18 protein-coding genes and 1 other RNA gene are annotated in these 16,638 nt (G+C 27.9%); 13 read left to right on the forward strand and 6 right to left on the reverse strand.

Annotated elements, in window-relative coordinates; translation table 11 throughout:
* The first annotated feature begins 6 nt into the window (after positions 1-6).
* Genes H5J23_RS03390 through pgl form a run of 3 tightly spaced genes read left to right on the forward strand, consistent with a single transcriptional unit; the run spans position 7 to position 4,229 of the window.
* Positions 7-1,533 (forward strand): HD domain-containing protein, encoded by a 1,527-nt coding sequence (locus H5J23_RS03390; protein WP_023049763.1) that lies wholly within the window; start codon positions 7-9, stop codon positions 1,531-1,533.
* A complete protein-coding gene (gene ppk1 / locus H5J23_RS03395; RefSeq protein ID WP_221892784.1) occupies positions 1,530-3,569 on the forward strand; it encodes a polyphosphate kinase 1 in 2,040 nt (679 codons plus the stop codon). Before H5J23_RS03390 ends, ppk1 begins: the two co-directional genes overlap by 4 nt.
* Before the next feature lie 15 nt (positions 3,570-3,584).
* Positions 3,585-4,229, forward strand: a complete 645-nt coding sequence (gene pgl, locus H5J23_RS14085) for a 6-phosphogluconolactonase (RefSeq protein WP_023052369.1) — start codon at positions 3,585-3,587, stop codon at positions 4,227-4,229.
* Positions 4,230-4,253: 24 nt separating this feature from the next.
* On the opposite strand, the gene H5J23_RS03400 is transcribed toward pgl, so the two are convergent.
* The gene (locus H5J23_RS03400; protein WP_023052368.1) at positions 4,254-4,703 is read right to left on the reverse strand and encodes a hypothetical protein; all 450 of its coding nucleotides are present in this window, start codon (positions 4,701-4,703) and stop codon (positions 4,254-4,256) included.
* A gap of 144 nt (positions 4,704-4,847) precedes the next feature.
* On the opposite strand from H5J23_RS03400, the gene H5J23_RS03405 reads away from it, so the two are divergent.
* The 7 genes from H5J23_RS03405 (at position 4,848) to H5J23_RS03435 (ending at position 9,733) form a co-directional block, all read left to right on the forward strand.
* Entirely contained in the window at positions 4,848-5,111 is a 264-nt protein-coding gene (locus tag H5J23_RS03405) for a glutaredoxin domain-containing protein (RefSeq protein WP_040406757.1), read from the forward strand.
* A 141-nt stretch (positions 5,112-5,252) separates the two neighbouring features.
* Positions 5,253-5,630: a hypothetical protein gene (locus H5J23_RS03410; RefSeq protein ID WP_185890977.1), complete on the forward strand. Its 378-nt coding sequence runs from the start codon at positions 5,253-5,255 to the stop codon at positions 5,628-5,630.
* A 44-nt stretch (positions 5,631-5,674) separates the two neighbouring features.
* A complete protein-coding gene (locus H5J23_RS03415; protein WP_023050304.1) occupies positions 5,675-5,851 on the forward strand; it encodes a hypothetical protein in 177 nt (58 codons plus the stop codon).
* Between the two features lie 8 nt (positions 5,852-5,859).
* Positions 5,860-7,254, forward strand: a complete 1,395-nt coding sequence (locus H5J23_RS03420) for a potassium/proton antiporter (protein WP_185890978.1) — start codon at positions 5,860-5,862, stop codon at positions 7,252-7,254.
* Positions 7,255-7,328: 74 nt separating this feature from the next.
* Entirely contained in the window at positions 7,329-8,495 is a 1,167-nt protein-coding gene (locus H5J23_RS03425) for a class I SAM-dependent rRNA methyltransferase (RefSeq protein ID WP_185890980.1), read from the forward strand.
* Between the two features lie 22 nt (positions 8,496-8,517).
* Positions 8,518-9,342 carry an aldo/keto reductase gene (locus H5J23_RS03430; RefSeq protein WP_185890982.1) on the forward strand — a complete coding sequence of 275 codons (825 nt, stop codon included), beginning with the start codon at positions 8,518-8,520 and terminating at the stop codon, positions 9,340-9,342.
* A 112-nt stretch (positions 9,343-9,454) separates the two neighbouring features.
* Positions 9,455-9,733 carry a hypothetical protein gene (locus tag H5J23_RS03435; RefSeq protein ID WP_185890984.1) on the forward strand — a complete coding sequence of 93 codons (279 nt, stop codon included), beginning with the start codon at positions 9,455-9,457 and terminating at the stop codon, positions 9,731-9,733.
* A 69-nt stretch (positions 9,734-9,802) separates the two neighbouring features.
* Here the strand turns inward: H5J23_RS03435 and ssrA are convergent.
* The 5 genes from ssrA to H5J23_RS03460 all read right to left on the reverse strand — a co-directional run bounded on the left by ssrA (position 9,803) and on the right by H5J23_RS03460 (position 13,701).
* Positions 9,803-10,150: a transfer-messenger RNA gene (gene ssrA, locus H5J23_RS03440) on the reverse strand.
* A 44-nt stretch (positions 10,151-10,194) separates the two neighbouring features.
* The gene (locus tag H5J23_RS03445) at positions 10,195-11,532 is read right to left on the reverse strand and encodes an MATE family efflux transporter (protein ID WP_185890986.1); all 1,338 of its coding nucleotides are present in this window, start codon (positions 11,530-11,532) and stop codon (positions 10,195-10,197) included.
* A gap of 21 nt (positions 11,533-11,553) precedes the next feature.
* The gene (locus tag H5J23_RS03450) at positions 11,554-12,183 is read right to left on the reverse strand and encodes a hemolysin III family protein (protein WP_023050298.1); all 630 of its coding nucleotides are present in this window, start codon (positions 12,181-12,183) and stop codon (positions 11,554-11,556) included.
* Positions 12,184-12,194: 11 nt separating this feature from the next.
* Positions 12,195-12,686, reverse strand: a complete 492-nt coding sequence (locus tag H5J23_RS03455; protein WP_023050297.1) for a cytidine/deoxycytidylate deaminase family protein — start codon at positions 12,684-12,686, stop codon at positions 12,195-12,197.
* Between the two features lies 1 nt (position 12,687).
* Positions 12,688-13,701, reverse strand: a complete 1,014-nt coding sequence (locus H5J23_RS03460; RefSeq protein ID WP_185890988.1) for a chorismate synthase — start codon at positions 13,699-13,701, stop codon at positions 12,688-12,690.
* 185 nt (positions 13,702-13,886) lie between these two features.
* On the opposite strand from H5J23_RS03460, the gene obgE reads away from it, so the two are divergent.
* The 3 genes from obgE to H5J23_RS03475 all read left to right on the forward strand — a co-directional run bounded on the left by obgE (position 13,887) and on the right by H5J23_RS03475 (position 16,637).
* Positions 13,887-15,173 (forward strand): GTPase ObgE, encoded by a 1,287-nt coding sequence (gene obgE / locus H5J23_RS03465; RefSeq protein WP_185890990.1) that lies wholly within the window; start codon positions 13,887-13,889, stop codon positions 15,171-15,173.
* A gap of 73 nt (positions 15,174-15,246) precedes the next feature.
* On the forward strand, positions 15,247-16,143 hold the full coding sequence (miaA, locus tag H5J23_RS03470; protein WP_023050294.1) for a tRNA (adenosine(37)-N6)-dimethylallyltransferase MiaA: 897 nt from the start codon (positions 15,247-15,249) through the stop codon (positions 16,141-16,143).
* 107 nt (positions 16,144-16,250) lie between these two features.
* The gene (locus H5J23_RS03475; protein WP_023050293.1) at positions 16,251-16,637 is read left to right on the forward strand and encodes a hypothetical protein; all 387 of its coding nucleotides are present in this window, start codon (positions 16,251-16,253) and stop codon (positions 16,635-16,637) included.
* Position 16,638 lies beyond the last annotated feature (1 nt).

A 16,638-nucleotide genomic window follows, 5' to 3' on the forward strand; every position in this document is an offset into this window, starting at 1 on the left:
GAGGATATGGGGACTTATACAGTAATAGAGATTAATTCAACTTTTATAGAGATGAAAATATATGAAAAAAAAGAAAATGGATATAAAGTTTTAGAAAAAGTTACAGAAGATATTAATCTTTTCAAAGAGATTAAAGACAAGGATGAAATTTCTCTGGAAAAAATGAGGAAATTATGTGAGATATTAAAAAAAATGGATAACTTATCTAGAGATTATGGAACTACAGAAAAGAAAATTATATTTAGTGAGTTTTTTAAAACAATAACTAACTTTCCAATGGTTCTAGATCAAATAAAGCTAAAAGTAAATTTACCTGTAGAAAGTATAGATTTAAGTGAAAAAACATATTACTCTATAAAAAAATTAATTCATTTGGAAAAAGAGGTTTTTTCAAAAAAAGAGAGCAGATTATTTTTTAATTTAAAATCTTTTAGTTCAGGGGTATATCTATTTTATAAAGGAGAGTTATCTATAAATGAGCATATAAATTTAGGGACAGAAAAGTTATATTTAATACTTGAAGAAAATAATATAAATTCAAAGAAGGCTTTTGATTTTATTTGTGATTATATGGAAAGTTATGTTGAGTTCATAAGAAGAGATGTAGGAAGAAAGATTATAAAAAAACTTATTTTAGAAGGAGAATTAGAAGAAAAACTTTTAAAATTAATTTTTGGAAAAAAGGATTTAAAAAATTTAACATTAAGTGAATTAAAAGAAAAAATAAAGTTTTTACAAGAGCATTCATACAATGAAATTTCTACAAAATATAAGTGTAGTGTGCCTACTGCAAAATTAATGGTTATATCAATCTGCTTAATTATAAGTTTTGCTGATTATTTTGAAGTAAAAGAGATTAAATTTTTAGATTTTAATATAAAAGATTTATGTGCATTAGAGAAATTTTATCCTGAAATTAGATACTCTTTTGAAGAAACATTATGGAAAATAACATTAGATTCAGTTATAGATTTAGGTGAAAAATTTGATTTTGATAGAGAACATTCAGAGTTTGTAAAAAATATAGGTATAAAATTATTAGATAAATTGAAAGGGTATCATTCTTTAGGATTAAAAGATTATAAATATTTTATAATAGCAGCCTATTTACATGATATAGGAAAAGCAATAGATTTTGAAAATCATAGTAAGCATTCAGCGTATATACTTGAAAATACAACAATATTTGGTTTGAATAGAGAGATGATTGAAAAAATAGCCTTTATAGTTAGAGCTCATACGTCAAATACAAAGTTAGAATCACTTTATAACTATGGATTTAAAGGTGAAGAGTTAATAAAACTATTAAAAATTATAGCAATTATTAAAATAGCAACATCTTTAGATAGAGGGAAAAAAAGAAGATTATATAATGAAAAAATAAATTTAACTAAAACTAATTTAATAATAGAGATGGATACAAAAGAAGATTTTTATATGGAGAAAAGTAGTTTTGAGAAACAGTCAAAACTTTTTAAATATCTTTTTGACTTAGATATAGAGCTTAAAATAAATAGGAGGTTTGGAGAATGAGTACCTATACTGGAAAGGACTTTTACAACAGAGAGATAAGTTGGATAGAGTTTAATAAAAGAGTACTCTCTGAAGCAGAGGCAAATGATAATCCACTTTTAGAAAAAATAAAGTTTTTAGCAATTGTAAGTTCGAATTTTGATGAATTTTTTAAAGTAAGGGTTGCTGGACTAAAAGCCCAAGATGAATCAAATTTAGAGTTGAGAGATATAGCAGGTTTACTTCCAAAAGAGCAGTTAACAATAATAAAAAAAGAGGTCACAAAAGTTATTGAGAAGCAATATAAACTTTATACTACAATTATGGATAAAATAAAAGTAGAAGGTAAAATTTCAATAAAGACGTATGAAGAGTTACAAGGAAAAGAGTTACGATTTATAGAAAACTACTATAATGAAACTTTATTTCCAATATTGACACCAATGGCAATAGATACTTTTAGACCATTTCCACATTTAAATAGTGGAGCTATAAATCTAATTTTAAATGTAAAAGAGAAGGATGGAATATCTTTTGCTATAGTTGAAATTCCAAGAGTTGTAAATAGATTAATTAAGCTACCTGGTGGTAATAATTTTATTTTATTAGAAGAGGTAATAAAAAATAATCTTCATAGATTATTTAATGGTTATGAAATAATAGATATAGGGTATTTTAGAATTACAAGGGATGAAGATTTAGGTATAGATGAAAACAGTGGTGCAGAGGATTTATTAGTTGAAATAGAAAAAGAGGTCAAAAATAGAAAATGGGGTAATCCAGTTAGAGTTGAATATATTCGTGGGGTTTCTAATAAAAGTTTAGAATTTTTAAAAGAGCAAATAGAACTTGAAGAGGAGAATTTTTATCCTGTTTTAGGTCCTTTAGATTTGACATTTTTATGGGGAATGGTAGATGTTGATGGAGTTGAAGAGTTAAAATTTGAAAAAAATATTCCAAGGTATTACAAAGAGTTGGCTGGTGAAAATATATTTAAAGTTTTATCAAAAAGAAATATTTTACTTAGACATCCTTTTGAAAGCTTTGATCATGTGGTTGACTTGGTAAAAATATCAGCTCAAGATCCTAAAGTTTTAGCTATAAAACAAACTTTATATAGAGTAAGTGGTGATTCACCAATAATAAAATATTTAAAAAAAGCTGCTGAAAATGGAAAACAAGTGACAGTATTAGTAGAATTAAAAGCTCGATTTGATGAAGAAAGAAATGTTAAATGGGCAAGAGAGCTAGAAGAAGCAGGGTGTCATGTAATTTATGGATTAAGTGGGTTAAAAACTCATGCCAAATGTTTATTGATAATTAGAAAAGAAGAGGATGGGATAAAAAGATATGTACATTTAGGAACAGGAAATTATAATGATTCAACAGCAAAACTATATGTAGATTACTCATTCTTTACTATGGATGAAGAGATGGGAATAGATGCAAGTTATCTTTTTAATAAATTAACTGGATTTTCAAAGATAGATGATTGGAAAAAACTAATAGTTGCACCAACTCATTTAAGAGATACATTATACAGATTTATTGATAGAGAGATTGAAAATATTTCAAAAGGTGGATTAGGAAAAGTAGTTATTAAAGTGAATGGTTTAACAGATCAAGGAATAATAGAAAAGCTTTATGATGCTTCTAAAGCTGGAGTTGAGGTTACTTTAATTGTTAGAGGAGCTTGTTGTTTAAAGACCGGAATAGCTGGATTAAGCGAAAATATAAAGGTTTATAGTTTAGTTGGAAGATTTTTAGAACATGATAGAATATATTATTTTGAAAACAATGGAGAAGAAGAGTTATATTTAGGAAGTGCAGATTGTATGAGAAGGAATTTAGATGGAAGGGTAGAAACAATGTTTCCATTAGAAAATAAAGAGGATCGAAAAAAAGTTACTCAACTTATAAAAGATATTTTGAAGGATAATGTTAAATTAAGAGTTCAAAATAAAGATGGAAGTTATTCTTTAGTAAATCAAAAATCAAAAAAAGCAATATCAAAATTTAATTATCAAGAATACTATAGAGAAAAATCTAGTGAATAAAAAGGAGGGAGTAATATGAGATTAATTAAAGTTTCTAAAAAGAGCGATCTTTATAAAAAAGCAATAGATATATTTAAAGAGACAACTTATGGGAAAGATGTTGTTAATATAGCATTTTCAGGTGGAAGAACTCCAAAAGAATTTTTCACTAAACTATCAAAAGAGGATATAGATTGGGAAAAGATAAATATATTTTTAGTAGATGAAAGGTTTGTACCATTAGATAGTAATAACAGTAATTATAACCTTTTAAAAAAGAATCTTTTAGATAAAATTGATATTCCTGAAAAAAATATACATAAAATAGAGATATTAAAAACTCCTTTGGATTCAAAGATTGATTATGAGAAAAGATTATTAAAGTATTTTAAAGGTGATATAAAATTTGATGCAGTTTATTTAGGAATAGGAGAGGATGGACATACAGGATCAATATTTACAATGGATGATATAGAAGTATTAGAGCCAACTCTTATAACGGAAAGTTCAAACCATCCGCACAAAAGAATAACTTTAAGTATGGAAACAATAAATAAAGCTGAAAAAAAAATAGTTATAGCGACAAAGGAAAAAGCGGAGGTGCTAGAAAATTTACCTAAATTTAAATGTCCAGCATTTTTTATAGATAATCCAATAGTTTTAATGGAATATGAAAAGTAAAAAAAGTGGATTAAATCCACTTTTTTATTTGAAATTATCAAGTAATCTAAGAAAATCCATTGCAATTTTTTCTTCTTTTGTTAATGTTTGTCTAAAGCTTGGAGAGAAATTATAATTATTTAATCTATTTGGATGATACAGCAAATCATTGATAAAATATTTTAAAGGGTCGTTATAATTTTTGTATGCAGGTAATAATGAAATTTCTCTATTATATTTAGCAAAAGCTTTACGTAATCTTTTTTCTTCTTTTAATTGTTCTTTATAGAATTTTTCTACATTTTTTTGATTTTTATTTTTGAAAGATGGATTCATATTTAGCCATTCAATAAATTCTTTGTTATGTCCCCAGTTAGTATCGGTATTAATATTTTTTTGTGTATGACCTTTTGCTTTTCCTTTACCTGGATTAGCTAAAATTTGAGTAGAGCAAAGTGTTAAAGATATAAAAATAAAAGCTATAAAATTTTTCATAATATATTCTCCTCAAATAAAATAATATCTGTCTATTATATATTAAATGCAAAAAAAATTAAAGATATAAAAATTCTTGACTTTTATACTAAAGTTTTATATGATATTAATATATACAGAAAAAGTATAAATGGAGGTATGAAAATGAGAATTATGTTATTTACAACACCAACTTGTCAATATTGTGGTCCAGCAAAGGAGCTTTTAGCAGATACTGAAGGTGTAGAGATTATAAATGCTATGGAAAATCAAGAGTTAGCAGGAATGTATGGAATCAGATCTGTACCATGCTTAATTGTGGAAAAGTGTAGCGGAACAAAAACATTTATAGGATTAGATCAAATCGCTCAATTCGTTGATGAAAATGGACATTCATCAGGTGGATGTGGATGTAGCTGCGGTCATTAATTAAAAAACCATGCAAATAGTTTGCATGGTTTTTATTTTTTATTGGAAAGTAGTTAAAAAACATGTATAATATCTAATTAAATTTATAGATAAAAAAAGAATAAATTTAAACTTGTAGAATAAGCTTAAGAGGTGAAAAAAATGAGAAAAAAATTATCTCTATTTTTACTTCTTTCTATTATTTCAATTTTTGGAAGTATTAGGGAGGAGATTAAAGATAGATCCCACCTATATACTTTTGTTAACTCAGAAATAAAAGAGTCGAAAAATAACAAAAATGATAAACATATACTTTTAAATGTATCGAATAAAGATATTAAAATAATAACAACATCTAGCAGAGATAAAAAAGATGATGATTTAGGAAATGATGATAGTGTAACTTATCTTATTAATTCTAGTTTTTCTCCAATTTTTAGAATTAATTTAAAAGAAGTTCCATATTTTAATTTTTATTTAAATAATAATTTAATATATACAATTTTAAATAGATATGAAAATAGAGTATTAAGAATTTAAAAAATAGTTTTTTCAATGATATTAAAATAAAATTGGAGGAAAAAATGAAAAAACTATTATTAACTGAAGAGAATGAGATTTTAAGAGAAAAAGAAAGCTTTTTTGATAAAGTTTTTAAAGTGTTATTTTTAATGATGTTTGTAGGGTCATATTTAATGCTAGTAGGAGTGACTACTTTTAAACTATTGGAACATATAATAAAATATGGTATTTCAGGGTAGGTGAATATATGGGAGTAGAGATATTAATTGCTGGAATAATTATACTATTAAGTTTATTTTCAATAAGGATATCTAAGAAATTGGAGATACCTTTATTGATAATGTTTTTATTAGTTGGAATGTTAGCAGGATCAGAAGGAATAGGTAGAATTTATTTTGATAATGCTTTAGTCGCTCAAAACTTAGGAACAATAGCTTTAATGTTTATAATTTTTTCAGGAGGATTAGAAACTAAAAAAGAGGATGTAAAAAAGTCTCTTTATCCTAGTGGAACATTAGCAACTTTAGGTGTTTTACTAACTGCAGGTTTATCTGGAGTAGCCGTATATTATTTAACAGATTTTACCTTAAAAGAGTCTTTACTATTTAGTGCTATGGTATCATCAACAGATGCAGCGGCAGTTATGTCTATTTTAGGAGATTCAAAGCTAAAGAAAGATATAAAATCAGTTGTTGAAATAGAATCAGGAAGTAATGATCCAATGGCCTATGCTTTAATTCTTTTTTTATTATCATTTTTTAAAGAAGGAGAAAGTACATCAATTGCAACAGGAATAATTTTTCTTTTAAAACAAATAACCTTAGGAGCAATTATAGGGTATATATTTGGAGTGGTAACTTTACCGCTAGCTAATTATATAAAAATAGTGAGAGAAGAGTTTCTAACTATACATTTGATTGCGATATTGTTTATCTGTTTTGGATTGGCAACAGTTTTAGATGGAAATGGATTTTTGGCAATATATATTGCTGGAATAATGATTGGAAATAAGAAGTTTAACTATAAGTTAAACTCAATTAGAAATATGAGATTGATAACATGGTTTATGCAAATAGGAATGTTTGTAATGTTAGGATTATTAGTTTTTCCTAGTCAATTATTAGGATATATATTTATAGGAAGTTTATTGTCTGTAATTATGATAATAGTTATAAGAATGCTTGTTGTTTATAGTTTATTATGGCCATTTAAGTTTAATTATAAAGAGAAATTTTTTATATCATGGGCAGGATTAAAGGGAGCGGTTCCTATAATTTTTGCTACAATGGCTATAACAGAGGGATTACCTAACGCCCAAGGAATGTTTAATCTAACTTTTTATATTGTTGTATTTTCAGTTCTTCTTCAAGGAATGACTTTAAAATATGTAGGGAAAAAATTAAATTTATTCGAAGAGGATCAAGAGGAAGATAAATTTATAGAAATAGAGGAATTAGAAGAACTTGCTTTGAAGAAGATGATATTAGACGAGCAATCAGAATATGTTAATAAAAAGATTAGAGAACTTGAATTACCTCAAGGAATGCTAATTGTATCTATAAAAAGAGATGAAAATTATATAACTCCAAAAGGAGATGTGATCCTTTTAATGGGAGATACTCTTCTATTTTCACAAAACTAATTGTATTTTTTTAGATATAGTTATAGAATGTAATATAATATATTAGTTTTTAAAAACTAAAAGGACGTGAAAAGTTGAGTAAAATTTTTATAAAAAAAGATAGAGAAAGAATGTGGCAGAGTGGACATCCTTGGATGTATTCTGGAGCTGTGGAAAAGATAGAAGGAAACCCAGAAGCAGGATCAGTTATAGAAGTATATAATTGGAAAAAAGAGTTTATTGGATATGGTCATTATAATAAAAATTCGAAAATTATGGTACGTATGCTGGAAAAAGATATCAATAAAAAAATAGATTTAAATTGGTATTCTGAAAAAGTAAAGGAAGCATATGCTTTAAGAGAAATGATAAAAATTAACAGTAATGGATATAGGTTAATTCATAGTGAATCAGATTCTCTACCAGGAGTTATAGTAGATCGTTTTGGAGATTACTTAGTAGTTCAAGCTTCGACTTTAGGGATGGAAAAAGATAAAGAATTTTTAATAGAAGCTTTAAAAAAAGAGATTCCAAATTTAAAGGGAATATATGAAAAGAGTGAAGGTGATGGAAGAAAGTTAGAAGGACTTCCTGAAGTTTCAGGAGTTCTTTTTGGTGAAGTTCCAGATGAGATTGAAATTTTTGAGGGAGAGGCTAAGTTCACAATAGACTTAAAAGGACAAAAAACAGGATTTTACTCAGATCAAAGAGATAATAGAATTTTGATGGGTTCTCTATCGAAAGATAAAGATTTTTTAGATGTATGTAGTTATACTGGAGGTTTTTCACTTCATGCTATGGTAAATGGAGCAAATTCATCAACTTTAATAGATGTTAGTGAAGATGTTTTGAATGTTGCTAGAAAAAATTTAATAAAATATGAAAATGTTGAGTTTATAAAGGGGAATATATTTAATGTTTTAAGAGATTTAGTAAAAGAAGGATGTCAATGGGATGTAGTAAATCTAGATCCACCAAAATTGGCACCAAATAGAAGAGATTTAGATAAAGCTTTAAAAGCATATAAGGATATAATTTTAAATGGAATAAAACTTACAAAAAAAGGTGGATTACTTTCAATTTATAGTTGTAGTGGAGCAGTTACAAGTGCAGATTTAAGAATGGCTTTGGCTTATGCCGTTAAAGACGCAGGAGTAAAAGCTGTAATAGTAAATCAACTACACCAAAGTCCATGTCATCCAATATCAGTAGCAGTTTCTGAAACTGAGTATTTAAAAGGTTTTTTAATAAGAATAATTTAAAATAAAAGGGGAGTGGGGAAATATGTATCTATTAAATAATGGTTTGAAAATTCCGAAAGTAGGATTTGGAACATGGAAAGCAACTGATAAAGAGCAGTGTAAAAACGCAGTGAGAACAGCTTTAGAAATAGGATACAGACATATTGATACAGCTGCTATTTATGGAAATGAAGATGCTGTAGGAGAGGGAATTGCTGAATTTTTAAAAAATAATAATGTTTCAAGAGAAGAACTTTTTATTGTAACTAAAGTTTGGAATACTGAACAAGGTTATGAGACAACTTTAAAAGCTTATGAAGAATCTTTAAAAAAGTTAGGATTAGATTATATAGATATGTATTTAATTCATTGGCCACAACCTAAAGATTTAAATAAAACTTGGAAAACGTGGAGAGCTTTAGAAACACTTTATAAAAGTGGTAAGGTTAAAGCTATTGGTGTATGTAATATGAAAGAACACCATTTGAAACATATAATGAATAATTTTGAAATAGTACCTGCAGTAAATCAAATTGAGTTACATCCATATTTACAACAAAGAGAATTAAAAAAATTCTGTGATGAAAATGGTATTGTAGTAGAAGCTTGGAGTCCATTAATGCAAGGAGCTTTAGATCATGAAGGTTTAAAGAAGATAGCTGAAAAGAATAAAAAAACTGTAGCTCAAATAGTTTTAAAATGGCATTTACAAAAGGGGTTATTACCATTACCTAAATCAGTTACACCATCTAGAATTATGGAGAATTTTCAATTGGATTTTATTTTAGATGAAGATGATATGAAATATATTGATTCATTAAATAAAGAGGAGAGAATAGGTCCTGATCCCGATGAAATAACGTTTTAAATATTAAAAGTCATATTTTTATATGACTTTTTTTTATTATTTGAAAACAGAAGAAGGAAAAGCTATTAAAATTTTTAAGTATAGGATATCTTATAATTATGAGGAGAAAAAAATGGCAATAAATAAAATAAGCATGAAAGATTATAATCGTTTTATAGAGAACATATTAAATGAGTTAGAAATTGGAAAAAGAGTAAATTTATTAACTTTTAAAAGAGATAGAAAAGTGAGTATTATAAAAATTTCAAATGAAAAATTTGCAGTAGAAGAAGATGGTTTTAAACAAAAAAAGTTTGATGATTTAAATAGACATCAGGTTGTTAAATTAATGGACAAGCTTAGAGATATTGAATTTCCAAGAAGTAACATGTTACATATAAACAGAAAATAAAAAGACCGTATTGAATTTTTCAATACGGTCTTACTATTTCAACAACTAAAATTTAGTTGGTGGATTCATTGGTGGAGATGACGGGAATCGAACCCGTGTCCAAAATTGCAAGCGCCATAAGCTTCTACAAGCTTAGTTTGCTATTTGAATTCGCAATAGTTACTCCCGCAAACAGGGCTAACTAAAGCTATCCTCTAAAATGTCCCCTATAACTTAGAGAAATTGTTTAGGGTAATCTGTATTTAAGTGACACCTTGATTGAACGCTCCTACAGAAGAGAATGTTCAGAGGTGAGCTGACATTATGCAGCTAAAGCGTAATTTCTGTTTCCATCTAAACGATGAGTTGATCTCTCACAGCGATCAACCTGGCCTGCTACCTATAACCTCACAACCCTGTCGAAACCTTTGCATCCCCAATTATTAAATTATAGATTATTATAACACAAATTTTTCTTAAACTCAATTGTCTGGTGATATCTTTCTTATTTTTTTTATTGTTAAGAAAAACATAACTATAGCTACTAGTGTATCAGATATAGGAAATGCTAGCCAAACACCAATCTCTTTGAAAAAATATCCTAAAATATAAACAAGAGGAATGTTTAAAATAACAATTCTTAACATAAAAAATCGTGTGGCAATAACACTATCTTTAATAGATTGAAAAAAGTTGTTGCACGCTAAGAACATTGCAGTAAACGGCATTAAAAAAAGATTTAATCTCATAGCTGAAACTGTAAATTCGACTAGAGGAGGATCATTTTTTATAAAAAACGAGACTATCTTTTCAGTGTTAAAAAGCATAAGAAGAACTAAAATAGTTGAAACACTAATAACTGTACAAAGTTGTATTTTTAGAACTTCTTTTACACGTTCGTAGTTTTTAGATCCGAATGTATATGAGATTATAGCTGCCGTTCCTTGATTAAAGCCTTGTAAACTTGTGTTCATAACGCTTCTGCAAATTGAGATAATTCCAATTGCAGCAGTAGCAATATCTCCTCCGTAAACTCCAGCTTGTCTATTTGTAACCGTAATAACTGAAGATTGTAAAAGTTGATTATAAAAACGAGGACTCCCTATTTTAAAGATTTCCTTTAAAATTTTTAAATCAAGAGAAAAATACTTTTTAGAAAATGTAATAACATCTGATTTAAAAAAATAAAAAAGAATATAAAAAGCACTTAAAGCAGTAGCAATTAAAGTAGCCAATGCAGCTCCACCAATTCCCATATCGAATTTAATAATAAAAAGATAATCCAAAATAACATTGAAAACCCCTGTAAAAATATTTACGCCCATTGCTGTAACAGAGTCTCCAATTCCTCTAACAAGAGTGCTTTGTCCTAAAATAATTTGAAAAGTTGCAATTGGAATTAGAAAATTTGTATACTCTATGGCTGATGCAATATTAGAAGAACTAGCTCCTAAAATTTTTAAAATTGGAATGTTAAAAAGAAAAAGAAAAATAGTTAAAAGAACACCTACAATAAGAATCCATAAAAATCCAGTACATAAAACTTTTTCAGCACCTTCTCTATCTTTTGATCCCAGTTTAACTCCAATTATAATAGCTATTCCTGAAAATGCAAAATTGAAACTATTTATAATCATAGCATAGGGGAAAACGAGGGCAATAGCTGCCATGCCCTCTCTTCCTGCTACTTGACCGATGAAATACCTATCAGTTAAAACACAAAGCATACCTATAATAGCACCAAGTGAAGATGGAATGCTGAATTTTAAAATAGTTGTTAAGGTACTTTGTTTTTCAAACTTTAAACTCAAATCTTGCAAAATACTCCCCCTGTAAAAATATTATATTAAAAAATACACTGAAAAATAATTAAAAACACTACCTGCTAAAACAAAAAGGTGCCAAATACCGTGAGCAAATTTTTTATTTTTCATTAGATAGAAAATAGTTCCAACAGAATAGCTAACACCACCCCAAATTAGTAATTTTAAAGATAGCGGTGAAGCAAGCATTTGTAAATCTTTAAATACAAACATAACCATCCATCCCATAAAAAGATAGATTAGGGTAGAAACAAAATTAAATCTTCCAACAAAGAATACTTTAAAAAGTATTCCTAAAAGTGTCATTCCCCATTGAACAAAGAAAAGAACCCATTTTGTTGTTCCATCAAAAACTCCAAGAAGATATGGAGTGTATGATCCAGATATTAAAATATAAATAGCAGAATGATCGAGTATTTTAAAAAGTTTTTTAATTTTTCCAACATAAAGTATGTGGTAAGTTCCAGACATTGTATATAGTAAAACAAGTGAAAAACAAAATACCATGGAACCAACAACATAACCAATATTATTTGTTTTTAAAGAGTGGACTAAAAGAGCTCCAGTTCCAATAAGTGCTAGAACAGCACCAAAGTAGTGAGTCATAGAGTTAATCCATTCTTCTAATCTAGTCAGTGTATTATTCATAGAGATACCTCCTATCCATTCTTTCTAAAATTTAGAACAAGTTCATCAAATTTAGGATCTAATTGTCTTAACTTTACATTAGCAGCATTTAAAAGTTTTTTAGATGCTGTATTAGAGTCAGTATTGTTATACTTATCTGAAAGATAAACTATTTCACTTATTCCACTTTGAATAATACTTTTAGCACATTCGTTACATGGGAAAAGATCAACATAAATAGTACATCCTTTTAAATTTTTAGTACTGTTTAAAATAGCATTTAATTCAGCATGACAAACATATGCGTATTTACTATTTAAAAAATCCCCTTCTCTATCCCAAGGAAATTCATCATCAGAACATCCTGCGGGAAGGCCATTGTATCCTACACCTACAATTCTTTTATCAGGAGTTACGATACATGCTCCAACTTGTGTTCCAGGATCTTTACTACGTTTAGCAGAGAGAATTGCAACTCCCATGAAGTACTCATCCCAATCAATATAATTAGCTCTTTTTGACATTTTATCCTCCTAAATTAAAAAAAATTTTTTTATTTTGTAAATATAAATCTGCAAGGGCAATAGCCACAGCATTTTCTAAAACAATAGGAACTCTAAGAAGAAATGCGACATCATGTCTTCCATTAATTTTTAAAGATTGAATATTTTTATCTTTGAAATTAAAGGTTTCTTGGGGTTTGAAAATACTAGAAGTTGGTTTAACAGCAACTTTTAAAAAGATGTCGTTTCCATTTGTAATTCCACCATTAATACCTCCGTTATTATTAGACGAAGTTTTTCCACTTTTATCAATAAAACAGTCATTAAATTTACTGCCTAAAAATTCTGTTCCTTTAAATCCAGCACCAAATTCAATTCCTTTAATTCCTGGAATTGAAAAAATTATAGATGAAAGAACAGATTCTACAGAATCAAAAAAAGGTTCTCCTAAACCGATAGGAACATTTTTAATAGTTAAAGAGATTGTTCCTCCTAAAGAATCACCGGAATGTGCAGTTTCAAGCAAGTAATTTTCTAATTTTTTATCAAACTCTAACTTATTTAAAATACCGATTGATTCAATTTCACTAGAAAAAATAAAATCATTTAATATTTTTTTTGCAATGACACCAGCGGCAACAAGAGCAAGCGTTAATCTACCTGAAAAATGACCACCACCACGAATATCATTAAAACCTGAATATTTTTTAGTAGCAGAAAAGTCAGCATGACCAGGTCTAGGGTGCGATTTAAAGTCAGTATAAACTTTAGAATCAGTATTTTTGTTCTCAAAAAAAATATTTATAGGAGCTCCAGTTGTAAAATCATTAAAAACTCCTGAAATAATATTTGGAATATCATCCTCTTTCCTAGGAGTAGTACCTATTTTTCCAGATTTTCTTTTAGAAAGATCTTTAGTAAAATCTTCAAGAGTAAGCTTTATTCCAGATGGAACACCATCAATTAAAACTCCGATACCAGAACCGTGAGATTCTCCATAAATATGTACTCTAAAAAGAGAACCAAAACTATTCATAAAATCCTCCTAAATTAAAATAATGTGTATATTTTAATTTTAGCACAAAACATGAGAAATATTAAATAAAAACATAGTAAAATTAATTGCAAAATATTAGAAAAAGGTGTAGAATATAACAATTAACGCATTGAAATGAATTAGAATTTAATATTATAGATTGAATATATTTGGAGGAGATAACTGTGTTTATAGATGAGGTAATTATAACGGTAAAAGCAGGTAATGGTGGAGATGGAGCCGCTACTTTTAGAAGAGAAAAATGCATACAATTTGGAGGTCCAGATGGTGGAGATGGAGGTAGAGGAGGAGACGTAATTTTCGTAGCTGACTCTAATATAAATACACTAATAGACTTCAAATACAAAAAATTGTTCCAAGCAGAAAATGGTGAAAATGGAGCAAAGAAAAACATGTTTGGAAAATTTGGAGAAAATTTAGTAATAAAAGTTCCAATTGGAACTCAAGTAAGAGATATGGAAACAGGAAAATTACTTTTAGATATGAGTATACCTGGTGAAGAAAGAGTTCTTTTAAGAGGAGGTAGAGGAGGTTTAGGAAATACAAACTTCAAAAACTCAATTAGAAGAACACCAACAATGGCTGGAAAAGGAAAAGAGGGTGTAGAGTTAAGAGTTAAATTAGAATTGAAACTTTTAGCAGATGTTGCGTTAGTTGGATATCCTTCTGTTGGAAAATCAAGTTTAATAAATAAAATATCAGCAGCTAAATCTAAAGTTGGAAACTATCATTTTACTACTTTAGAGCCTAAATTAGGAGTTGTTAGACTTGGTGAAGGGAGATCATTCGTTGTAGCAGATATACCAGGGTTGATTGAAGGAGCTCATGAAGGAGTAGGATTAGGAGATAAATTCTTAAAGCATATAGAAAGATGTAAAATGATATATCATATAGTAGATGTGGCTGGAATTGAAGGAAGAGATCCAATTGAAGATTATGAGAGAATAAATAATGAGTTAGTAAAGTTTAGTGAAAAATTAGCAAATAAGAAACAAATTATTTTGGCAAATAAAATGGATTTAATTTGGGATATGGATAAATATGAAGAGTTTAAATCTCATGTGGAAGCACAAGGAAATGAAGTGTTCCCAGTATCTGTTATTTTAGGTGATGGATTAAAAGAGGTTTTAAATAGAACTTGGCATGTTTTACAAGAGACAGAGAGAGAAGAACTAGAGGAAGAAGCTGACATTATTGATGTATTGAAAGCTAATAAAACTAGAAAAGAACCATTTGTTGTAACACAAGATGAAGATGGAGTATTTGTTGTTGACGGATCAATTGTTGATGGTGTACTAGCTAAATATATCATAACTCATGATGATGAATCAGTTGTTACATTCTTACATATGCTTAGAAACTTAGGACTAGAAGACGCTTTAAAAGATGCTGGTGTTGAAGATGGAGATACAGTAAGAATTGCTGATACAGAATTTGATTTCGTTGAGTAATGAAGAATTATTTATTAAGCTGAGCCATTAGGTTCAGCTTTTTTATCTATTTAAAAATTTTAGAGGTGAAAAATTGAAAGGGATAGTTATAGCCGGACCTACAGGAGTAGGAAAAACAGAATTATCAATAAAATTAGCAAAAGCTTTAAATGCTGAAATTATCTCGGCAGATTCTGCACAAGTGTATGAAGAGATGAACATAGGAACAGCTAAAATAGAAGAGGATGAGATGCAAGGGATTGTACATCATATGATTGATGTCGTTGAACCTATAAAAAAATATAGTGTTGGTGATTATCAGAGAAAAGTTGATGATATATTAAATTCTAATGAAGAAAAAAATGTTCTATTAGTAGGAGGAACTGGACTTTATATAGACTCAGTAGTAAGAGGATTATCTGCTTTACCAGAAAGTGATTTAGCTATAAGAGAGAAATTGATGAGCGAAGATGGAGATAAACTTTTTGAAATTTTAAAAGAAATTGATCCAGAAAGTGCTGAGAGTATTCATCCTAATAACAAAAGAAGAGTTGAAAGAGCAGTAGAAGTTTTCTATCAAACTGGAGAGAAGTTTTCGATTTTATCTAAAAAGAATATAAAAGGAAACAATTTTAAATTTTTAAAAGTTGCTTTAGAAAGAGATAGAGAGCATCTATATGATAGAATAAATTTAAGAGTAGAGATAATGATGCAAAATGGACTTTTAGAAGAAGTAAGATATCTTTATGAAAAATATGGAGATGTATTAAAAAAAATAAATATAATAGGTTATTCAGAGTTAATTTCATATATAAATCAAGAGTTAACTTTAGAAGATGCTAAAGAGTTAATAAAGAAAAATTCAAGAAATTATGCTAAAAGACAATTTACATGGTTTAAAAATGATCATGAGTATATTTGGTACGATTTAGATAAAATGACCCAAGATGAAATTTTTTCAGATATTTTACAAAGGTTTAATGCCTTATAAAGGTTTAATTACTCTACTATTTCATAAAATTACCGAAAATAATAGTCTTGATAAAAAAGTATTCGTATGGTATTATTGTACAGAAAAGCTTTAAAAGGAAGTGTTGGATGATAAAGAAGATTTATGTTATATTTTTAATGATTTTGACTGCTTCTTGTTCAAATTTAGATAAAGGATATAATGAAAATTTATCAAATATTGACGAAAAGTTGGTATCTAAATTAGAGCTTATTCAAAAAGATTTACAGGTGAACAGTGTGACAAGATTAAAAGAAAGCTTAGATGTCTCATTTAGTGAGAGATATGCTATAAATAAACTTTCAGAATATGACTTGTCTAAAGTAAAGTTCTACTTTACAAAACCGCAAATTTCTAGAAATTTAGGAGAAAATACTATAGGAATTAGATTTGGTGAAGAAGTTCTTTATTTTAATGTAGAGTATAAATATTTAAATGGTGATTGGAAAATAACCAAATTTACAGAGAGAAGGTGAA

This window comes from Cetobacterium sp. 2G large, assembly GCF_014250655.1.
Taxonomy (GTDB): domain Bacteria; phylum Fusobacteriota; class Fusobacteriia; order Fusobacteriales; family Fusobacteriaceae; genus Cetobacterium_A; species Cetobacterium_A somerae.